An 18,530-nucleotide genomic window follows, 5' to 3' on the forward strand; every position below is an offset into this window, starting at 1 on the left:
TGCCGTCAGGTCTCGGCGGCGGCCCGGTGATCCGGTTCCAGGCCGGTGCTGGTGGGGGCGTTGCGCAGGATGAGGTTGACCGTGTTCCGCGCGTTGCGCAGGATGGTCTCGGACAGCACGGGATCGGCAACGACACGCGCCACCGACACCGCGCCGACCATCACAGAGACGATGGATTCGGCCACGCCGAGATAGTCGCTGTAATCGAGTCGCATCAGATAAGACGCGAACAGTTTGACGAAGCGCGTATAGCCGTCGGTGACCACTTCCTTGATCTGGTCATCCGCATCCCTGAGTTCGCTGGCAAGGTTGGCCATCGGGCAGAGATTGCCCAGCGTGGTGTCGCGGTGCTGGTTGAGGTAGTAGTCCACGATCAGGCCGATCGCTTCGCGCGGCGGCTTGCCGGCGGTGGCGGCGTCGATCAAGGCGCGGATCTGCTCGAACGCGGCGGCGCTGGCCTCCGCCACCAGGTGTTCCTTCGATTGGAAATGGCGGTAGAAACCACCCTGCGTGAGTCCGGCCGCGACCATGATGTCGGAAATCGCCGTTGCGGAAATGCCTTGTCGTAAAAACATTCCCGACGCGGTCGACAGGATACGCTTGCGGGTTTCCGCCGCCTCTGCATTTGATTTGCGCATAGTGAGCTCCCGAAAACGATCACCGAAATATAGATGATCATTGTACGCCAAAATGGTTTTGGCCGAGAGCGGGCGGATGGCGTCCCCAGGGGGATTCGAACCCCCGTACTCACCGTGAAAGGGTGATGTCCTAGGCCTCTAGACGATGGGGACTGTGAACTGCCAGATATTCGCACATTGGTGGAGGTAAGCGGGATCGAACCGCTGACCTCTTGCATGCCATGCAAGCGCTCTCCCAGCTGAGCTATACCCCCCTGTGTGCGGGCCGCATTATAGCAAAGGCCGGGGCAAAGCAAAAGGTGGCGTTTTCAAGCGCGCACTACCTTTCCAATCTGTAATGAAGTGATCATGCTACCGTTAGCCGCGAATGGCTAAAATTCGCCATCCAAATCGGTCGGACCAGTATATCCTCGCAATTTCCCACAGCATCCACGTCCCGCTAGTGCCGTCACACGAGCTGATTGGTCTCGCGTTGCGCAACCCGGCAAAAAACCTGTATGTCGACGGCATTCCGGCGCTGAGGTGACTGGAGTTTCTGTGCCAAACGAGGGTATGATGAACCTATTTTTTAACGCTCGCGGCAACAGCGACTGATGACCGCTTCCCGGTCAACAATAAAAAGATTTTCTTGAACAGGGTAGTATGAAGACTATTGAATTGGCAGGCGGTCCGCATGCCGTGCTGGCTTTGCACGGCTTGCTGGGCAACCCGCTGGAAATGCAGTATGTGGGCAAGCGCCTGCAACGTGCAGGCTACACCGTTGTCATTCCATTGATACCGGGTTACGGCTACTCGTCCGGCCAGGCCGACTCCTATCGTACTACCCGCAGCGAGCGCTGGTACGAGGAGGTCGCGCGCCTGTTCGACCAGCTCAAGGAGACCCACGCCAGCGTGTCGGTGGTCGGCCTGTGCATCGGCGCGGTGCTGGCCTTGCGCCTGGCGATCGAGCGCGGCAACGAAATCGCCTCGCTCGGCCTGCTGGCCACCACGCTGTCCTACGACGGCTGGAGCATTCCCAAATACCGCTTCCTGTTGCCGCTGGCGTATTACACGCCGGCCCGCCACTGGTATTCGTATGAGGAGCGCTATCCCTACGGGCTGAAGAACGAGAACCTGCGGCGCTGGATCGCGCGCGAGATGAAGGTCAGCGATTCGTCGGCGGCCGGCGCCTCGCGCCTGTCGGCCGAAGGCATCTTCCAGGCGCACCGCCTGATCAAGCAGGTGCGCGCGCAGCTGTCCAAGGTGACCGCGCCGGCGCTGATCATCCACGCCGAGGAAGACGACGTCGCCAGCACCAAGAGCGCCGACCTGGTCGAGCGCAGCATCAGCTCGCCGAGCCGCCGCAAGGTCATCCTGCACGACAGCTACCATATCATCACCCTCGACAATGAGAAGGAACTCGTTGCCGACGAAACGGTTGCGTTCTTCAACCAGCATCTGCCGTCCCAGGACGCGCTGCTGAACCGTGCTTAACACCTATTAAACAGAGATTATTTTTTATGAATTCATTCCCAACCGTCGCCAAACTGCTGGCCAAAAGCCTGGACGTGCCAGAAGATACGATCCAGCCGCAGACCGAACTCGAAGCGCTGGGCGCCGATTCGCTGACCGTGATCGAACTGATTTTCGACCTGGAAGAAGAGTTCGGCATCGAAGTGGGCGACGAGCGTCCGAAGCTGGTCGTGGTGCAGGACATCGCCGACCAGATCGATACCTACCTGGCCAGCAAGGCCACCAGCGCATGACCATGCAGCGTGTGGTGATCACGGGCCTGGGGGCGATCTCGTCGCTGGGCGTCGGCGCCGACCGCAACTTCGAGCAGGCGCTGGCCGGCCACAGCGGCATCGGCCTGCTGCAGCTCGGCGGCGACCGCCAGCGGCCGGACACGCCCGCCGCGCAAATCCGCGGTCCCTTGCCCGAGCTGGTCAAGAATTCCGAACTGCCGATCTTCGACCGCTTCTCGCTGCTGGGCTGGGCCGCCGCCAGCGAGGCGCTGGCCCAGTCGGGCCTGGATGCGACCGTCGCGCCCGAGCGCAGCGGCGTGTTCTGGGGTAGCGGCATGGGGGGCGCCGGCACCGTTGAATCGGGCTACGTCGACCTGTTCATCGACGGCAAGACCCGCGTGCGGCCGATGTCGGTCGTGGCCGGCATGACCAATGCGGCGGCCGCGCAGATCGCGCTGCGCTGCGGCTTCAAGGGCAGCGTCAACAACTACAGCAGCGCCTGCGTGTCGTCGGCGCAGGCCATCGGCGAGGCTTACCGCCACATCCGCCACGGCTACGCCGACCGCGTGCTGGCCGGCGGCTCGGAAGCCCTGCTGTGCTACGGCGTGGTCACCGCCTGGGACGCCCTGCGCGTGCTGGCGCCGTTCGACGCCGAACACCCCGAGCGTTCGTGCCGGCCGTTCTCGGCCGGACGCGGCGGCCTGGTGCTGGGCGAGGCGGGCGCCGCCGTGATGCTGGAATCGCTGGCATCGGCACGGGCGCGCGGCGCCACCATCCTGGCCGAGCTGGTCGCCTACGGCACCAGCAACGACGCCACCCACATCACCAAGCCGGACGCCGACGGCCAGGAGCGGGCCATGCGCCAGGCGCTGGAACAGTGCGGCCTGCCTGCGTCGGCGATCGGCTACATCAACGCCCACGGCGCCGGCACCCCGGCCGGCGACTTGGCCGAGACCACCTCGATCAAGCAGGCCTTCGGGCCGCTGGCGCGCGATCTGATGGTCAGCTCCACCAAGTCCGTGCACGGCCACACGCTGGGCGCGGCCGGTGCGCTGGAATTCGTGATGACCACGCAGGCCGTGCGCCACGGCGCGGTGCCGCCGACCGCCTTCCTCGACCGGCCCGATCCCGAGTGCGACCTCGATTTCGTGCCGCTCGAAGCCCGCCGCGGCGTGCCGCTGCAGGCGGCGATGTCGAACTCGTTTGCCTTCGGCGGCAGCAACGTCGCGCTGATCGTCAGCGCGTTCCGATGAGGGCTGGGCTGCGGCGCTGCGCCGCGTTGGTGCTGCTGTCGGCCGGCTGCGCGCAGGCGCAGCAGCAACCCGCGCAGGATCAGGCGCCGCGCCTGGTCGGCGACATCGGGCTGGGCATCAGCAGTTCGCCGGTCGCGGTGCCGGCGCAATCGCGCAGCACCAGCGCCGTCCCGTACGCCAATTTTGAATACGGCCCGGCGTTCGCGCGCATCGACACTTTCGGCGTCAAGCTGGCGCCGGCCGGCTACGGCAGCGTCGAACTGCTGACGCGCGTGCTGGAGGACGGCTACCGCGCCAGCGCGCCGCCGCAAGAGCGGCTGCGCTCGTCGGTGCCGCTGGGCCTGGGCACCTTGCAGGTCACGCCGGTGGGCGCCTTCATGGCCAACGTCTATCGCGACCTCGGCAAATCGCACGGCACCATGGTCGACCTGATGTACGGGGCCGAGATCGATCACGACCGCTTCGCGTTTTATCCGCAAGCCGGCGTCGAGTACCGCTCGGCCAGCTACGTGCGCTACTACGACGGCGTGGCGCGCTCGGCCAGCAATCCGTTCGCCGGCCTGCTGGTGGAGGCGCGCCTGAGCGGCCACTGGTACCTGGTCGCCAACGTGCGCCGCACCTGGCTGGACGACTCCATCCGCAGCAACCCTGCGGTGCACCGCCGCTCGCTCGATTCCGGCCTAGTGGCGCTCAGCTACCGCTTCGAATAATCACAAGTCCACCTTCACACCCAGCTTGACCAGGCGCGGCACGCCGGCGGCCAGCCGCGTGCCGGCGCCGGCCCAGTACTGCTTGTCGCCGAGGTTCTCGATATTCAGCTGCCACGTGGCGCGCTTGCCGCCGATGCTGGTGGCGTACCGCGCGCCTGCGCTGAACAAGGTCACGCCGCCGAGGAAGGCCTGGTTCAAATCGTTGACCGGACGGGCGCTGTAGTAGTACGCGCCGCCGTTGACCGACCAGCCGGGCAAGGCATCCACGTCATACGAGAGGAAAGCGCTGGCGGTGCGCCGCGAGGCGTTCTCCGGCGCCTTGCCGTTGTAGGCGGCGGTGGTGTTTTCAAATGCCGGGTCCAGCAGCTGGGCCGAGGTCTGCCATGACAGCTGGCGCGTCAGCTTGCCCTGCGTGGACAGCTCCAGCCCGCGATAGTGCTGCGCGCCGTCGGCCACGAACACATTGGCCGCGTTGGTGTAGTAGCCGGGGCGGTGGATGTCGAACAGCGCGGCCGACACCAGCGTGCCGCCGACGCTCAGCCAGCGCGCGCCCAGCTCGCGTTGCTTGCTGACCCCGGGCGCCATCTTGACGCTCTGGTTGGCCGTGCCGGTGGGCGCCGATTCGCCTTCCTCCAGTCCGCGCGCGGCCGAGCCGTAGAACGACAGTGCCGGCGACAGCTTGTAGATCAGCGAGGCCATCGGCGTGGTCTGGCCGACGTCGTAGTGATTGTCGCCCTGGTCGCTGCGGTAGCTGGTGTGGCGCAGGCCCAGCACGGTCTGCCACTGCGGCGACAGCGCGATGCGGTCCAGCGCGTAGACGCCGGTCTCGCGGGTCTTCAGTTCGGCGGTGGTGGGCGCGGCCGGCGCGGCGCCGAACACCACGCCCGACAGCGGAATCGCCACCGGGTTGTACAGGTTCTGCGCGGCGATGGTGTAGTTGCGCTGGTAGATCGGGTCCTGCGATTTGCCGGTGTGGGTGGCGCCCAGCGTCAGCTCGTGCTTCAGCGCGCCGGTGGCGACCGTGCCCGCCAGCTCGGCGCGCAGCAGCGTCGATGCCGTCACCTGATGCTGGATGTTGCCGGTGATGCGGCCGGCGCCGGTCTGCAGCGCGGCCGCGTTATTCAGGCGGAAGATGGGCAGCGTGCGGTCGCGCGCGGTTTCCGAGTGGCCCGCTTCCAGCGTCACCGCCCAGTCGCCGGCCAGCGCGTAGTCGGCGCGCAGCTGGGCGTTGTCGGTCCTGGTTTCGAAGCGTGCCCAGTCCGGGCCGACCAGGGCGCGCGGATCGACCGCGCGCGGCAGGCTGATGACGTTGTTGACGGCGGCCGGCAGCATCACGGCGGCTTGCTCCGTCACGCGGCGGCGGTCGTGCTCCAGGTCGGCCTTGAGCAGCAGGCGGCTGTTGACGCGCCAGTCCAGCGCGGCCGATGCGAAGCCGCGGTTGCCGTTGCCGACGTCGCGCAGGTAGGAACCCAGCGTGCCGCCGGCGGCATTGATGCGCACGCCGAATTCGCCGCGCTCGCCGAAGCGGCGCGCCACGTCGGCGCTGGCGACCGCGCTGCCTTGCTGGTCCAGCGCCAGCCCGACGCTGGTGACCGGCGTGGCCCCGGCGCGCTTGGTGACGAAGTTGACCACGCCGGATGGCGACGTGAAGCCGTAGTACAGCGCGGATGCGCCTTTCAGTACCTCGACGCGCTCCTTGTCCTCCATCGGCACCTGCGAGAAGTTCATGATCGGCAGCGAGCCGTTCAGGCGGTAGTTGGTGCGGTTCTCCACGGCGATGCCGCGTATCACCAGCTGGTCCCAGGTATCGCCGCCGTTCTGCTGGCGCGTGACGCCGGCGGTGTTGCGCACCGCGTCGTAGAGGCCGGCGGCTGCCTGGCGTTCCAGCAGCTCGCGCGTGACGACGTTGACGGTGGACGGCACGTCCATGATGTCCGCGCCGCGAAAGCTGCCGGCCTCGGTGGTCCGGGGCAGCAGGCCATCGGCGCGGGCCGCGGTGACCTTCACTGTCTGCAGCACCTCGTCGTTGGCGGTCTGGGCGGCGGCGGTGCCCGCCAGGCAGGCCAGGGGGAGGGCATAGCAAAGACGGAAGTAGGAGGGACTGCGCATGTTCGGCTTTCGGGACGACGGAAACGCGCATTTTAACGCAAATGAGAACCATTCGCAATTGTGGTGGAATACAGGCGTTCGGCTAGTCCGTAATTTCAGGAAGCATGGTGGGATCCAGAAGAATCGTGTGCTGTTTCGCGTTTCGCTCGCACACAAAAATGTCGTCCTTGGGACCGTCTTTCGGCCCGAGATGAAGCAGTTGCATGCCGGACTGGCACCACGGGCAGGTAGCGGTCAGCCGGTGAAGGCACAGTGCATCATTTACGCTGAGCTCCAGGTAATACTTCCCTAATAGGATGTGCTCGAACTTGCGCCGCTTCAGTACTTCTGAAAGCATCAGCAGTATTAAACCTCCGCCGAACAGAAACACTGCGGCAGGACTCCAATTTGAGAATTTTCTTGAGAACGATGGCAGTATCGTGCACAGAAGGGCTGCGATGCCCGCGAAAGTAGCCCATCCGCCTGCGCGGGCGAGGTGCCGCCTTGGTATTCGTTTCCCTGCCAATACCGGGTGTCGTACTATCCGCATTTGTTCTACCGTGAAGGTCGGTTTGCCATTAGCTGGCGGAATCGAAACGGGAGGCGGCGCAGGCGCGAGATACGGGTAGTGCTTGAAGAATTCGTCCCGATCTTTTGCAAGGTCAAAAACCAGATCGCTCCAGAAAAGAATATCTACCGAGAACTTCCCACGGGCAGTGCGGTCGGCCGAGACTATACGCATCTTTTCCTGGAGGACGTTATCGCGGCTGGCTGTCGTCGCAATATAGAGCGCGCCCAATGGCGGCTTGAAGGACTCGGCGTTTCGGATTTCCGCCAGGATGGCGTCTTCGGTCAGGCCGCCCATCGTGTTCTTGCACTGGATGCCGATTGCTGTCCTGGGGGCGCCGAGAGTCCCGTAGATGTCGACGCCGTCCTGCCGTTGGCCGGGCCGGCCATGACGGAAGAAGTCCGTGTGCCGCCAGCGAAGTTTGGCGGCGGATAACGCTATGTCCTCGAATTCGTCCCCGGTTCTTGGCGGAGGGACCTGTGATCCAACAATGGTAGGCATGTGAGCAGGGGATTCTTTTGAGGTGAGCAGGAAAACATGCTAATGCAAACATGTCCGTGTGGCAACATCATATTTCCATTGACCTGCGGGGACTTTGCGATCGCGTAAAATAGTGCCCCCTGGATGCTCGCCTTGCCTTTCCTGATGATTGTCGATAATGCCGTTGCCGCTGATTTCCGCCCGGACCTGGTCCGCTGGCGCCAGCTCGTCACGCCGGCCTGGCTGGCGGGGCTGACCGCGGGCGCCGAGGTCGAGGCGCCGCCGGCGGCGGACTGGCGCCTGTTCGAAGTCGGCTGCGGCGCCGCGGTGCTGTTCGAGCAGGCCCATGTTCCAGGCGCGTCCTACTTCGACACCGCCTGCATCGAACAGCTGCCCCTGTGGAACAAGGTCCCCGACCAGGCCTTGCTGGCGCTGCTGCTGGCGCGCGGCGTGCGCCACGACACCACCGTCATCCTGTACGGACGCAACAACCTGGCCGCCGCGCGGCTGGCGCACCTGCTGCTGTACGCCGGCGTGGCCGACGTGCGCCTGCTCGACGGCGGCTTCGCCCGCTGGCAGGCCGGCGGCCATGCCTGCGCGCGCGGACCGGCGCCGGCCCCCGCGGCAGCCTCCAGCTTCGGCGCCAGCTTCCCGGCCCATCCTGAATACCTGATCGGCACACCAGAAGCGTGCGCCTTGCTGGCGCGCGGCGACGGCGTGCTGGCCAGCATCCGCACCCGGGCCGAATTCACCGGCCAGGCCTCCGGCTACCACTACATCGCGGCCGGCGACATCCCCGGCGCGCGCTGGGGCAGGGCGGGCGAGGACGGCGACGTCAACAGCATGAGCGCCTATCACGAGGCCGACGGCAGCATGAAACCGGCCGCCGAGATTGCCGCGCAGTGGGCCGAACAGGGCATCCTGCCCGGCACGCCAACCGCCTTTTACTGCGGCACCGGCTGGCGCGCCTCGATGGCGTTTTTCTACGCCTGGCTGATGGGTTGGCCCGCGATCAGCGTCTACGACGGCGGCTGGTTCGAATATGTGGAGACGGGCTGTTTCGACGCTGGTCAGCTCTGACTCGTATCGGCCAAGCTAAAGAGGGGAGACCCGCTCCGGTGCAGGCCGGAACAAATTTCCCCGCATGTTGAATAACGATATAAACTATTTCTATCGTTGGTCTATGCTTATTGGGGGCGCAAATATGGGCAAGCTGGTGCATTGCGGCGGTATCCCGTCGCACGAGAAAGTGGCGGGAGGGTTCGACATCAAGGTGCCGGGTTTTCTTGTTGCGCCGACGCGCCATCTGTTCTTTACCGGTAAAGGAGGAGTAGGGAAGACATCGCTGTCGACTGCCACTGCGCTCACGCTGGCCGATTCCGGTAAAAAAATCCTGCTGGTGAGCACCGATGCCGCGTCCAATCTGGATGAAATGCTGGGCGTCGAGCTGCGCAACAGCCCCACGCCCGTGCCCGGCGTCCCCGGTTTGTCGGTATTGAATATCGACCCCGACAACGCGGCCGAGTCGTATCGCCAGCGCGTGCTGGGGCAGATGGACGCCGGTGCCAGCGAAACGGAACGCGCGACCGTGCGTGAGCAACTGTCCGGCGCCTGCACCACGGAGATCGCTTCATTCGACGAGTTTGCAGCGCTGCTGGCCGACGATGCGGGTGGCTATGACCATATCGTCTTCGACACCGCGCCAACCGGACACACCTTGCGTCTGCTGAGCTTGCCGCAGGCGTGGAGCGGATTTTTGGCGGGGAACGACCGCGGGGCGTCCTGCCTCGGCCCCCACTCGGGATTGAAGATGCAGGAAGTGCGTTTCAAGGCTGCCTTGCTTGCCTTGAGCGACCCTGCCCGGACCACCGTCATCCTGGTCGCCCGCGCCGACAAGGGCGCACTTGCCGAGGCGGCGCGCACGTCGGATGAATTGCGCATGCTTGGCCTGAACAACCAGCGCCTGATCGTCAACGGCGTGTTCCGCGCCAGCGATCCGGCCGACGCGGTGGCCTGCGCCATTGCCTCGGTCGGGCAGGAGGCGCTCGATGCGATGCCGCTCACCTTGCAGTCTCTGCCGCAAGACCAGGTGCCCTTGCGCGCCTTCGACACGGTGGGTTTGCCGGCATTGCGCGCGCTGCTCTCGGCGCATGCCGCCCCGGTCGCCGGCGCCGAAGCGGTGACTGGAACGGCTCAAGCTTTGCCGGGCCTGGACGCGCTGGCCGACGAACTGGCGGCGTCCGGCCACGGCCTCATCATGGTGATGGGCAAGGGCGGCGTGGGCAAGACGACCATCGCCGCGGCCTTGGCCCTCGGGTTGATCGCACGCGGCAAGACCGTTCATCTGAGCACCACCGATCCGGCGGCCCACCTGGCCGGAACGCTCGCCAGCGAGGTGCCCGGCTTGCGCGTCGACCGCATCGACCCCAAGATCGAGACCCAGCGCTACATCGACCGCATGATGGCGGCAAAATCGCCGGGACTGAACGCGCAGGAACAAGCGCTGATGCTGGAAGACTTGCGCTCGCCGTGCACCGAGGAAGTCGCGGTCTTTCACGCGTTTTCCAGGATTGTCAACGAAGCGCGCAGCGCCTTCGTCGTGCTTGACACTGCGCCAACCGGGCACTCGCTGCTGCTGATGGATGCTGCCGGCGCCTACCATCGGCAAACGCTGCGCGATTTCGAAGGCCATGGCAGCGGCCGCATGACCACGCCCCTGATGCGGCTGCAGGACGGAGCCTACACCCGGATCATTCTGGTCACGCTGCCGGAGGTCACCCCGGTTTCGCAGGCGGCGGCCCTGCAGGACGACCTGCGCCGCGCAAGCATCGAGCCATACGCCTGGGTCATCAACAAGAGCGTGGCGGCGGCCGGCACGCGCGATCCGCTGCTGGAAGCGCGCCTGGCGGGAGAGCGCAAGCAGATGCGCCGTATCGCAGCAGGATTGGCGGCCCGCAGCTTCATCGTGCCGTGGCGAATTCATCCGCCGGTCGGAGTGGCCGAGCTATCCGAGCTGGTCACTCACAAGGTGTCTCGGGAAAACGCCTGAGCCGGCTGGCGACCGTCCAACTTTCCATACAACAGCCATCGCAAGCGTCTGAATTTCGGGGCGCCTCGGGCATGTTACAAGATGTTGCCATTGTGAACTATATTTAGAATCAAGGACTTGCCTCCAAATTTTCGTTCGTCCAAGGCTGGCACAACCATTGCTATCTAGCCTGAACCCCGCCGGCGCACTGCTTAGCGGTGACGACAACAAAAATCTGGAGAACCAAGTGAAAAAGAAACGCCCATTAACCCTCTACATCCTGATCGCCATGGTGCTCGGTATCGGTGTCGGCTATGCCTGCCATGACACCTTCCCCGACAAGGCGCTCAGCGCCACCATCGCCGGCAATATCTCGATCGCCACCGACGTGTTCCTCCGTCTGATCAAGATGATCATTTCGCTGCTGGTGTTCTCCACGCTGGCGGTCGGCATTGCGCACATGGGCGACGGCAAGGCCGCCGGCCGGGTCGGCATCAAGGCCATGGGCTGGTTCGTGATCGCTTCGCTGGTGTCGCTGACCTTGGGCATGCTGCTGTCGAACTTCCTGCAACTGGGCACCCACCTGGGCCTGCCGCTGCCGCCGATGGACGCCGCCACCGGCCTGAAGACCTCGGCCTTCACGCTGAAGGACTTCGTCGCCCACATGGTGCCGAAGTCGCCGATCGAGGCGATGGCCAACAACGAGATCCTGCAAGTGCTGGTGTTCTCGATCTTCTTCGGCAGCGCGCTGAGCGCGATGGGCGAAGCGGGCGCCAAGCTGACCGCCGTGATCGACCAGCTGGCCCAGGTGATGTTGCGCATCACCGGCGCCATCATGAACCTGGCTCCGCTGGCCGTGTTCGCCGCGATGGCCTCGGTCATCACCACCAACGGCCTGGGCATCCTGGCCACCTTCGCCAAATTCATGGGCGGCTTCTACCTGGGCCTGGTGTGCCTGTGGGCGCTGCTGGTCCTGGGCGGCTTCCTGTTCATCGGCAAGCGCGTGTTCCGCCTGATGGCCCTGATCCGCGAGCCTTTCCTGCTGGCGTTCTCGACCGCGAGCTCGGAAGCGGCCTATCCGAAACTGCTGGTCGCGCTGGACCAGTTCGGCGTGCAACGCAAGATCTCCAGCTTCGTGCTGCCGATGGGCTATTCCTTCAACCTGGACGGCTCGATGATGTACTGCACCTTCGCCGTGCTGTTCATCACCCAGGCCTACGGCATCGATTTGTCGCTGGGCACCCAGATCACCATGCTGCTGTTGCTGATGGTGACCTCCAAAGGTATCGCCGGCGTGCCGCGCGCCTCGCTGGTGGTGATCGCCGCCACGCTGAACCAGTTCCACATCCCTGAAGCCGGCCTGCTGCTGTTGATGGGCATCGACCAGTTCCTGGACATGGGCCGCTCCGCCACCAACGCCGTCGGCAACGCTGTCGCCACCGCCGTGGTCGCGAAGTGGGAAGGCGCCTTGGAAGAAGAAAAGGAACAACCTGTCGTCGCCACGATGCGTGCGGCTTGAAGAATAATTAGAGGAGATTGAAAGATGCAAAAGCATGTGATGGGCGCGTTGGCGCTGGGTCTGGTATCGGCCGTCGCGCAGGCGCAATCGAGCGTGACCGTGTACGGCATCGCCGACGCCGGCCTGGTGCTGGAACGCGGCGGCCCCGCCGGTAACACGCAGAACGTCAGCAGCGGCGTGGGTTCCGGCTCGCGCCTGGGCTTCAAGGGCAAGGAAGACCTGGGCGGCGGCATGAGCGCCGGCTTCGTGCTGGAGAACGGCTTTAACATCGACACCGGCACCGCCGGGCAGGGCGGCCTGCTGTTCGGCCGCCAGGCCTACGTCAGCCTGTCCGGCTCGGCCGGCTCCATCAGCGCCGGCCGCCAGTACATGCCGTACTTCAAAGCCCTGCGCGACGTGATCGATCCGTTCGGCACCGGCTTCGCCGGCAACGTGCAGAACATCTTCTTCCCGAGCACGCGGGTCGACAACTCGGTCGAGTACATGACGAAGAAGTACAACGGCTTCTCGGCGGACCTGCTGTACGGCTTTGGCGAAACGCCGGGCGACACCGTCAAGAACCGCACCCTCAGCGGCGCCGCCAGCTACGACAACGGCCCGCTGAGCGTGGTGCTGACCCACCACCAGCGCGATAACGCGCTGGCCACCGCGCACACCCGCTACACCATGCTGGGTGGCCGCTACCGCTTCGGCGACATCACCGGCCACGCGGCCTACTCGCGCAACAAGGACCTGCTGGGCATCGGCAGCCGCGACGCGCTGGTGGGCGTGACGGTGTCGGTGGGCGCCGACAAGCTGCTGGCCTCGTACATCGACCACCGCGACGACTCGTCGCCGCGCCAGCGCGCCCGCCAGGCCGCGATCGGCTACCTGCATCCGCTGTCGGTGCGCACCGACCTGTACGCCGCGTACGGCCACATCGTCAACCGCAACGGCGCCAATTTCCACGTCGGCACGGCCACCGATAGTGGTACCGGTACAACCGGATTCAACCTGGGCGTGCGTCATGTGTTTTAATGACGGCGTATGAAACGAGGATAACAACAGAGGAGACTATGGCAGCAGCACCACCGCAGACCGTCTTGCCGTCTCGGCCGGGCCGCCGGCTGCTGCGCCGGGCCGCGCTGTGGGTGTTGCTGCTGCTGTGCTGCCTCGCGGTGGCGGCGCTGGCCTGGCGCTGGACCGAAAACGCCGCCACCGAAAAGCTGCGCCTGGCCGCGGCGCAGCGGCTCGACGGCTACGCCGTCAGCCTGGAAAACCTGTTGTCCAAATACGACTTCCTGCCCGGCACGCTGGAGCTCAACAAGGACGTGATCGCCTTGCTGCAGCAGCCCGACGACGAGACCCTGCGCGCCGAGGTCAACGCCTATCTGGAACAGGTCAACCACCTGTCCAAATCGACCACCATCTACATCGTCAACTTGCAGGGCGTGACGCAGGCGGCCAGCAACTGGCGCGAGCCGGACAGCTTCGTCGGCGACAACGTCGCCTTCCGCCCCTACGTGCGCGACGCGCTGCGGCGCACGCCCGGCGGCTTCTACGGCGTCGGCACCACGCGCGGCGAGCCGGGCTACTTCTTCGCGCATGGCATTTATCACAACGGCCGCATGCTGGGCGTGGCCACCGTCAAGGTCAATATCGAGAAACTGGAAAGCGGCTGGATGCAGGGCAGCGACAAGGTGCTGCTGACCGACGCCCACGGCGTGGTCTTCCTCAGTTCCGAGCCGGAATGGAAGTACCGCGCGCTGGCGCCGCTGTCGCCGGCCGTGCTGCAGGAGCTGGAAGTGTCGCGCCAGTACTTCTCGCACGCCTTGCTGCCGCTCGGCATACGCGAACTGCGCAAGCTCGACAACGGCGCCGCCATCGTCGCCACGCCGGCGCCGGCCGCGCGCATGCGCATGCTGGCACAGACCCGTTCGCTCGCGCCGCGCAAGTGGCAGTTCGTCTACCTGTCGGACCTGGCGCCGGTGGAGGCCAGCGCCCGCAACGCCTTCCTCTTCACCTGGCTGTCGGAAGCGCTGCTGCTGATGCTGGTGCTGTACGCGCGCCAGCGCCGCCGGCTGGGCCGGCAACGCCAGCGCGCCCGGCTGGACCTGCAGCGCGCCTACGACGACCTGGAATCGATGGTGGCCGAGCGCACCGCCAGCCTGCAACAGATGACCCACAACCTGAGCGAGGAAAACGTCGTGCGCCGCCAGGCCGAGCAGAAGCTGCGGCAGGCGCAGAGCGAGCTGGTCCAGGCGGGCAAGATGGCGGTGCTGGGCCAGATGTCGGCCGGCATCACGCACGAGCTGAACCAGCCGCTGACGGCGCTGCGCACCATGTCCGACAATGCCCGCGTGCTCATCGAGCGCGGCCGGCTGGACGAGGCCAAGGACAACCTGCTGACCATCTCGCAACTGGTCGCGCGCATGGGCGCGCTGACCGGCCAGCTGCGCCAGTTCGCCCGCAAGTCCGACGCCAGCGTCAGGCCGGTGGCGGTGGCGGGGGCCATCACCGCCGCGCTGTTCCTGGTCGAGCGGCGGGTGGAGCAGGAGCGGGTCAACTTCCGCATGTCGATGCAGAGCCCGGACGTGTTTGCGCTGTGCGACACCAATCGGCTGGAGCAGGTGCTGGTCAACCTGTTCACCAACGCGCTCGACGCGATGGCCGACAGCGACCCGCGCCAGCTGACCGTGAGCGTGTCGCGCAGTTTTCAAAAGGCCATGATCGCCGTCTCGGATACCGGGCCGGGCATTCCGGAAGCGATCCGCCGCCACTTATTCGAACCCTTTTTCACAACAAAACCGCAAGGGCAGGGCCTGGGCCTGGGGCTGGCGATATCCGAGCAGATCATCCGCGAGTTTGGCGGACGGTTGCTGGCGGAAGCCACGACCACGGGCGGCGCCCGGTTCATCATTGAATTACCCATTGCGGAGCAGGAGACAGCATGAAAGTATTACTGATCGAAGACGACCCGACCGTGCGCGCAGGCAGCGCACAGGCGCTGGACCTGGCGGGCATCGAGGTGCAAGCCTTCCACACCGCCGAGCAGGCGCTGCCGCTGATTACGCCGGGCTTTGACGGCGTGGTGGTGAGCGATGTGCGCCTGCCCGGCATGAGCGGGCTGGACTTCATGGCCGCCGTCAAGACCATCGACGCGCAACTGCCGGTGGTGCTGGTGACCGGCCACGGCGACATCACGATGGCTGTGGGCGCCATGCGCGACGGCGCCTACGACTTCATCGCCAAGCCGTACTCGTCGGAGCAGTTGACCGACGTGGTGCAGCGCGCGATGGAAACCCGGCGGCTGGTGCTGGAAGTGGCCGCGCTGCGCCACCGCATCGCGCACGGCGAGGGCATCGAGGCGACCCTGCTGGGCGACTCGGCCGCGATCCGCGACCTGCGGCGCCTGATCCTGGACCTGGCCGACGAGCCGGCCGACGTGCTGATCTACGGCGAAACCGGCACCGGCAAGGAAATGGTGGCGCGCTGCCTGCACCAGTTCAGCCGCCGGCACCAGAGCAATTTCGTCGCGCTCAACTGCGGCGCGATTCCCGAGACCATTTTCGAAAGCGAAGTGTTCGGCCATGAATCGGGCGCCTTCACCGGCGCCGCCAAGCGCCAGGTCGGCAAGATTGAGCACGCGGACGGCGGCTCGCTGTTCCTCGACGAGATCGAAAGCCTGCCGATGGCGCTGCAGGTGAAGATGCTGCGCGTGCTGCAGGAGCGCTACGTCGAACGGCTGGGCTCGAACAGCCCGGTGCCGGTGGACGTGCGCGTGATCGCGGCGGCCAAGGTCGACCTGAAGGAATGGTCGGACCAGCAGAAATTCCGCAGCGACCTGTACTACCGTTTGAACCTGATCGTGCTGAACCTGCCGCCGCTGCGCGAACGGCGCGAGGACATCCCGCTGCTGTTCGAGCACTTCCTGCTGGGCGCCGCCGCGCGCTACAAGCGCAGCGCGCCGCCGGTGCCGGGGCCGCTGATGCAGGCGCTGATGGCGCACGACTGGCCGGGCAATGTGCGCGAACTGCGCAACATCGCCGAGCGTTTCGTGCTGGGCCTGTCGAGCGGCGCCGATGGCCTGCTGTCGGCGCGCAGCCTGGCGCCGTTGCCGCTGGCGGAGCAGGTGGGCTGCTTCGAACGCGCGGTGATCGAACAGGAATTGCGCAGGGCCAGCGGCAGCGTCACCGAAGTGAGCAACGCGCTGGGCGTGCCGAAGCAGACGCTGTACTACAAGATGCAAAAGTACGCGCTGACGCCGGACGATTACAAGTAAGCGCCTAGTTCAGTGCGCGCTCGCCGGCGCGCAGCGTCAGCACCTGCACGCCGCTGCGCGTGACCGCCACCGTGTGCTCGAACTGCGCGGACAATTTTCCGTCCATGGTGACGACGGTCCAGCCATCGTCCTCGGTGCGGACCGCGCGGCGGCCCTGGTTGAGCATGGGTTCGATGGTGAACACCATGCCTTCCTGGAGCACCAGTCCGGTTTTCGGCTTGCCCCAGTGGAGCACCTGCGGCGGCTCATGCATCTCGCGGCCTATGCCGTGCCCGCAATATTCGCGGACCACGGAATAGCCGTTGCGGCGGGCGTGGCGCTCGATCGCATGGCCGACATCGCCCAGCCTGGCGCCGGGGCGGACCGCTCGGATGCCGCGCCACATGGCCTCGTAAGTCACCTGCACCAGCCGCCTGGCCAGCGGCGACACCTCGCCGACCAGATAGGTCTTGCTGGAGTCGGCGATGAAGCCGTTCTTCTCCAGCGTGATATCGAAGTTGACGATATCGCCGTCCTGCAGAAACTCCGTGTGCGACGGCACCCCGTGGCACACCACGCTGTTGCGTGAGGCGTTGAGCGCGTAGGCGTAGCCATATTGCCCCTTGCTGGCCGGCCGCGCCTGCAGCTCGTTGACGATCAGGCTGTCGACCATATCGTTGACCTGCATGGTGGACATGCCGATCAGGCTCAGTCGATCCAGATGGGTGAACACGCTGGCCAGCAGCTTGCCCGCTTCCGCCATCAGCGCGATTTCCTCGGGACGCTTGGTCATGCCGCGCTCCGGAGAGGCGGGGGCTCGACACCGGCCGCGCGCAATTCCCGCGCGACGATCTCGTTGAAGGTCAGCGTAGGGTTCAATTCGCTCAACATGCCCATCTTGATCCAGAACGCCGCCTGCGCGTTGATGGACCGGCAAGCGACGGCGCTTGCCTTGCGGATCTGGTCGTGCAGATCATCGTCGATGTTCACAATGCCCATTTTTTATCCTATATATGAAACGTATACGAATCATATACGAGCTTGCGACGATTTTCCATAACTAAGTGATAATTTGTGTATTTTTTACACTGGCTAGCTGCTATCCTGACGCCCTCCGCCGGAGCGGGCCGTCAGCCGGGACATATAACTGAATGAGGAGTTGAGATGCGTCGAATCTGCTTATGCCTGATATTGTCCTGTGGTGCGCTTTCCCTGTCGGCCAATGCAGTTGATGTGTTGCCAGCTCATTTGGTCGGCACGTGGGGCACGGGATCCTCGCTGTACGATGGCGTGGATAAGCAAACTGAAATCTACCTTCTCCCGGACGGTTTTGGGATGGCCGCCGGCTCATCGGAGCCTGCCCGCCGTGCCGATGCCCTCGACGGTGGAAAGCCCGGTGCGCGCGCGATCATCGGTTTTCCTGTGCGCGCGGTCTTGGACGGCGAGACTTTGTCGGTTCGCGTTGTGTTACCCAAGAACCAGCCAGCAACGAAAGACGTTAATGCGGCCCTTTCATGCCGCTATGAGCGGACAGGCGAGAAATTAACGTGCACCGGCCCGGACGGCGTTCCAGTGACCATGACCCGACGCAGCGTTTCCGTTTCGGACGAAATTGTGCGGACCATCGATCAGGTTCGGGCGCAGCAGTATTAACCCATCAACGAAATGAAGAGAATTAGATATGTCATGCACGAAGCGCGCTTCGCTTTTTATCCTTGCCGCACTGTTGTTTGGGTGTTCACGTTCGCCCCAGCCACCGCAGGAGGTGCCGGCGTCCAAGCCCACGGCAAGCAAGCAAACCGCATCTAAAGAGATCACCGAGAGCCAGGCGCTGGATCTGCTTTTGGCCGCGCTGAAACGGCGCAAGGTTGCTGACCTGGATTGCCTTGAATTTATGGCGGAAACCGACGATCCCGCTGTCTTGAAGGCGGAACAGTGGGAGTTTGCGGCGCATGAAATACACGATCAAAGATGCGGTGGAGACCCTGCTGTGTCGCCCGTGCGTGATCGCTATCAAGTCAGCTCGGCGGGTAAGGTCAAGGTCTATAACGCGGCAGAAGGCGAATTCGAAAAATTCAAATGAGGCATCTTGCTCTCCTTGCAATAGTGATGCAGTGTGACAACATAACAGCTGTTCTTTCGATGTTGCCATATGAAAACGGGAACGTTTTCGGTAGAATTTAACTTGCTCTACAGTAAGTAAAGCACTCCTCGGCGCCGCTCAGCTCCCGCGCGCCAGTCACCGCAGCCCCGCTCCGCTGCTCTTGAATTCTCTCCGGTTT

At 64.8% G+C, this 18,530-nt stretch carries 17 protein-coding genes and 2 tRNA genes; 12 read left to right on the forward strand and 7 right to left on the reverse strand.

Annotated features, from left to right (window positions below):
- Window positions 1–5 precede the first annotated feature (5 nt).
- The 3 genes from GTP90_RS05035 to GTP90_RS05045 all read right to left on the reverse strand — a co-directional run bounded on the left by GTP90_RS05035 (window position 6) and on the right by GTP90_RS05045 (window position 892).
- Window positions 6–638: a TetR/AcrR family transcriptional regulator gene (locus tag GTP90_RS05035; RefSeq protein ID WP_161082464.1), complete on the reverse strand. Its 633-nt coding sequence runs from the start codon at window positions 636–638 to the stop codon at window positions 6–8.
- Between the two features lie 77 nt (window positions 639–715).
- A tRNA-Glu gene (locus tag GTP90_RS05040) sits at window positions 716–791 on the reverse strand.
- A gap of 25 nt (window positions 792–816) precedes the next feature.
- Window positions 817–892, reverse strand: a tRNA-Ala gene (locus GTP90_RS05045).
- 388 nt (window positions 893–1,280) lie between these two features.
- Between GTP90_RS05045 and GTP90_RS05050 the strand changes: the two genes are divergently transcribed.
- From GTP90_RS05050 to GTP90_RS05065, 4 genes are read left to right on the forward strand one after another with little or no spacing between them, the layout of a single operon-like run.
- Window positions 1,281–2,111, forward strand: coding sequence for an alpha/beta hydrolase (locus tag GTP90_RS05050; protein ID WP_161082465.1), 831 nt, complete (start codon window positions 1,281–1,283; stop codon window positions 2,109–2,111).
- A 26-nt stretch (window positions 2,112–2,137) separates the two neighbouring features.
- On the forward strand, window positions 2,138–2,383 hold the full coding sequence (locus tag GTP90_RS05055; protein ID WP_161082466.1) for a phosphopantetheine-binding protein: 246 nt from the start codon (window positions 2,138–2,140) through the stop codon (window positions 2,381–2,383).
- Window positions 2,380–3,615 carry a beta-ketoacyl-[acyl-carrier-protein] synthase family protein gene (locus GTP90_RS05060; protein WP_161082467.1) on the forward strand — a complete coding sequence of 412 codons (1,236 nt, stop codon included), beginning with the start codon at window positions 2,380–2,382 and terminating at the stop codon, window positions 3,613–3,615. Before GTP90_RS05055 ends, GTP90_RS05060 begins: the two co-directional genes overlap by 4 nt.
- A complete protein-coding gene (locus GTP90_RS05065) occupies window positions 3,612–4,325 on the forward strand; it encodes a MipA/OmpV family protein (protein ID WP_161082468.1) in 714 nt (237 codons plus the stop codon). The genes GTP90_RS05060 and GTP90_RS05065 overlap by 4 nt, the downstream gene beginning before the upstream one ends.
- Here the strand turns inward: GTP90_RS05065 and GTP90_RS05070 are convergent, their stop codons facing one another.
- Together GTP90_RS05070 and GTP90_RS36355 are read right to left on the reverse strand one after the other, a co-directional pair.
- Window positions 4,326–6,434 carry a TonB-dependent siderophore receptor gene (locus GTP90_RS05070; protein WP_161082469.1) on the reverse strand — a complete coding sequence of 703 codons (2,109 nt, stop codon included), beginning with the start codon at window positions 6,432–6,434 and terminating at the stop codon, window positions 4,326–4,328.
- 82 nt (window positions 6,435–6,516) lie between these two features.
- On the reverse strand, window positions 6,517–7,482 hold the full coding sequence (locus GTP90_RS36355) for a hypothetical protein (RefSeq protein WP_175047978.1): 966 nt from the start codon (window positions 7,480–7,482) through the stop codon (window positions 6,517–6,519).
- A 144-nt stretch (window positions 7,483–7,626) separates the two neighbouring features.
- Here GTP90_RS36355 and GTP90_RS05080 point away from each other — a divergent pair, with 144 nt between their 5' ends.
- The 6 genes from GTP90_RS05080 to GTP90_RS05105 all read left to right on the forward strand — a co-directional run bounded on the left by GTP90_RS05080 (window position 7,627) and on the right by GTP90_RS05105 (window position 16,269).
- Complete coding sequence (locus GTP90_RS05080; RefSeq protein ID WP_161082470.1) at window positions 7,627–8,541, forward strand: sulfurtransferase; 915 nt, start codon at window positions 7,627–7,629, stop codon at window positions 8,539–8,541.
- A 124-nt stretch (window positions 8,542–8,665) separates the two neighbouring features.
- Window positions 8,666–10,510 carry an arsenical pump-driving ATPase gene (arsA, locus tag GTP90_RS05085; protein ID WP_161082471.1) on the forward strand — a complete coding sequence of 615 codons (1,845 nt, stop codon included), beginning with the start codon at window positions 8,666–8,668 and terminating at the stop codon, window positions 10,508–10,510.
- A gap of 226 nt (window positions 10,511–10,736) precedes the next feature.
- Window positions 10,737–12,008, forward strand: coding sequence for a dicarboxylate/amino acid:cation symporter (locus GTP90_RS05090; RefSeq protein ID WP_161082472.1), 1,272 nt, complete (start codon window positions 10,737–10,739; stop codon window positions 12,006–12,008).
- A gap of 24 nt (window positions 12,009–12,032) precedes the next feature.
- Window positions 12,033–13,025 (forward strand): porin, encoded by a 993-nt coding sequence (locus GTP90_RS05095; protein WP_161082473.1) that lies wholly within the window; start codon window positions 12,033–12,035, stop codon window positions 13,023–13,025.
- A 38-nt stretch (window positions 13,026–13,063) separates the two neighbouring features.
- Window positions 13,064–14,941 (forward strand): sensor histidine kinase, encoded by a 1,878-nt coding sequence (locus GTP90_RS05100; protein ID WP_161082474.1) that lies wholly within the window; start codon window positions 13,064–13,066, stop codon window positions 14,939–14,941.
- Window positions 14,938–16,269, forward strand: a complete 1,332-nt coding sequence (locus GTP90_RS05105) for a sigma-54-dependent transcriptional regulator (RefSeq protein ID WP_161082475.1) — start codon at window positions 14,938–14,940, stop codon at window positions 16,267–16,269. Before GTP90_RS05100 ends, GTP90_RS05105 begins: the two co-directional genes overlap by 4 nt.
- 4 nt (window positions 16,270–16,273) lie before the next feature.
- On the opposite strand, the gene map is transcribed toward GTP90_RS05105, so the two are convergent.
- Both map and GTP90_RS05115 read right to left on the reverse strand, forming a co-directional pair.
- A complete protein-coding gene (gene map / locus GTP90_RS05110) occupies window positions 16,274–17,041 on the reverse strand; it encodes a type I methionyl aminopeptidase (RefSeq protein WP_161082476.1) in 768 nt (255 codons plus the stop codon).
- Window positions 17,038–17,247, reverse strand: a complete 210-nt coding sequence (locus GTP90_RS05115) for a ParD-like family protein (protein WP_161082477.1) — start codon at window positions 17,245–17,247, stop codon at window positions 17,038–17,040. Before GTP90_RS05115 ends, map begins: the two co-directional genes overlap by 4 nt.
- Window positions 17,248–17,412: 165 nt before the next feature.
- Here GTP90_RS05115 and GTP90_RS05120 point away from each other — a divergent pair, with 165 nt between their 5' ends.
- Window positions 17,413–17,901 carry a hypothetical protein gene (locus tag GTP90_RS05120; RefSeq protein WP_161082478.1) on the forward strand — a complete coding sequence of 163 codons (489 nt, stop codon included), beginning with the start codon at window positions 17,413–17,415 and terminating at the stop codon, window positions 17,899–17,901.
- 28 nt (window positions 17,902–17,929) lie between these two features.
- The gene (locus GTP90_RS05125) at window positions 17,930–18,331 is read left to right on the forward strand and encodes a hypothetical protein (protein WP_161082479.1); all 402 of its coding nucleotides are present in this window, start codon (window positions 17,930–17,932) and stop codon (window positions 18,329–18,331) included.
- The last annotated feature ends 199 nt before the right edge of the window (window positions 18,332–18,530 follow it).

The sequence above is a fragment of the Duganella vulcania genome (genome assembly GCF_009857655.1).
GTDB classification, from domain to species: Bacteria; Pseudomonadota; Gammaproteobacteria; order Burkholderiales; family Burkholderiaceae_D; genus Rugamonas; species Rugamonas vulcania.

Excerpts from the sequence above, each read along its gene's own strand:
- GTP90_RS05035 (WP_161082464.1), bottom strand. The coding sequence starts at position 638 with ATGCGCAAATCAAATGCAGAGGCGGCGGAAACCCGCAAGCGTATCCTG.
- GTP90_RS05050 (WP_161082465.1), top strand. The coding sequence starts at position 1,281 with ATGAAGACTATTGAATTGGCAGGCGGTCCGCATGCCGTGCTGGCTTTG.
- GTP90_RS05055 (WP_161082466.1), top strand. The coding sequence starts at position 2,138 with ATGAATTCATTCCCAACCGTCGCCAAACTGCTGGCCAAAAGCCTGGAC.
- GTP90_RS05060 (WP_161082467.1), top strand. The coding sequence starts at position 2,380 with ATGACCATGCAGCGTGTGGTGATCACGGGCCTGGGGGCGATCTCGTCG.
- GTP90_RS05065 (WP_161082468.1), top strand. The coding sequence starts at position 3,612 with ATGAGGGCTGGGCTGCGGCGCTGCGCCGCGTTGGTGCTGCTGTCGGCC.
- GTP90_RS05070 (WP_161082469.1), bottom strand. The coding sequence starts at position 6,434 with ATGCGCAGTCCCTCCTACTTCCGTCTTTGCTATGCCCTCCCCCTGGCC.
- GTP90_RS36355 (WP_175047978.1), bottom strand. The coding sequence starts at position 7,482 with ATGCCTACCATTGTTGGATCACAGGTCCCTCCGCCAAGAACCGGGGAC.
- GTP90_RS05080 (WP_161082470.1), top strand. The coding sequence starts at position 7,627 with ATGATTGTCGATAATGCCGTTGCCGCTGATTTCCGCCCGGACCTGGTC.
- arsA (WP_161082471.1), top strand. The coding sequence starts at position 8,666 with ATGGGCAAGCTGGTGCATTGCGGCGGTATCCCGTCGCACGAGAAAGTG.
- GTP90_RS05095 (WP_161082473.1), top strand. The coding sequence starts at position 12,033 with ATGCAAAAGCATGTGATGGGCGCGTTGGCGCTGGGTCTGGTATCGGCC.
- GTP90_RS05100 (WP_161082474.1), top strand. The coding sequence starts at position 13,064 with ATGGCAGCAGCACCACCGCAGACCGTCTTGCCGTCTCGGCCGGGCCGC.
- GTP90_RS05105 (WP_161082475.1), top strand. The coding sequence starts at position 14,938 with ATGAAAGTATTACTGATCGAAGACGACCCGACCGTGCGCGCAGGCAGC.
- map (WP_161082476.1), bottom strand. The coding sequence starts at position 17,041 with ATGACCAAGCGTCCCGAGGAAATCGCGCTGATGGCGGAAGCGGGCAAG.
- GTP90_RS05115 (WP_161082477.1), bottom strand. The coding sequence starts at position 17,247 with ATGGGCATTGTGAACATCGACGATGATCTGCACGACCAGATCCGCAAG.
- GTP90_RS05120 (WP_161082478.1), top strand. The coding sequence starts at position 17,413 with ATGCGTCGAATCTGCTTATGCCTGATATTGTCCTGTGGTGCGCTTTCC.
- GTP90_RS05125 (WP_161082479.1), top strand. The coding sequence starts at position 17,930 with ATGTCATGCACGAAGCGCGCTTCGCTTTTTATCCTTGCCGCACTGTTG.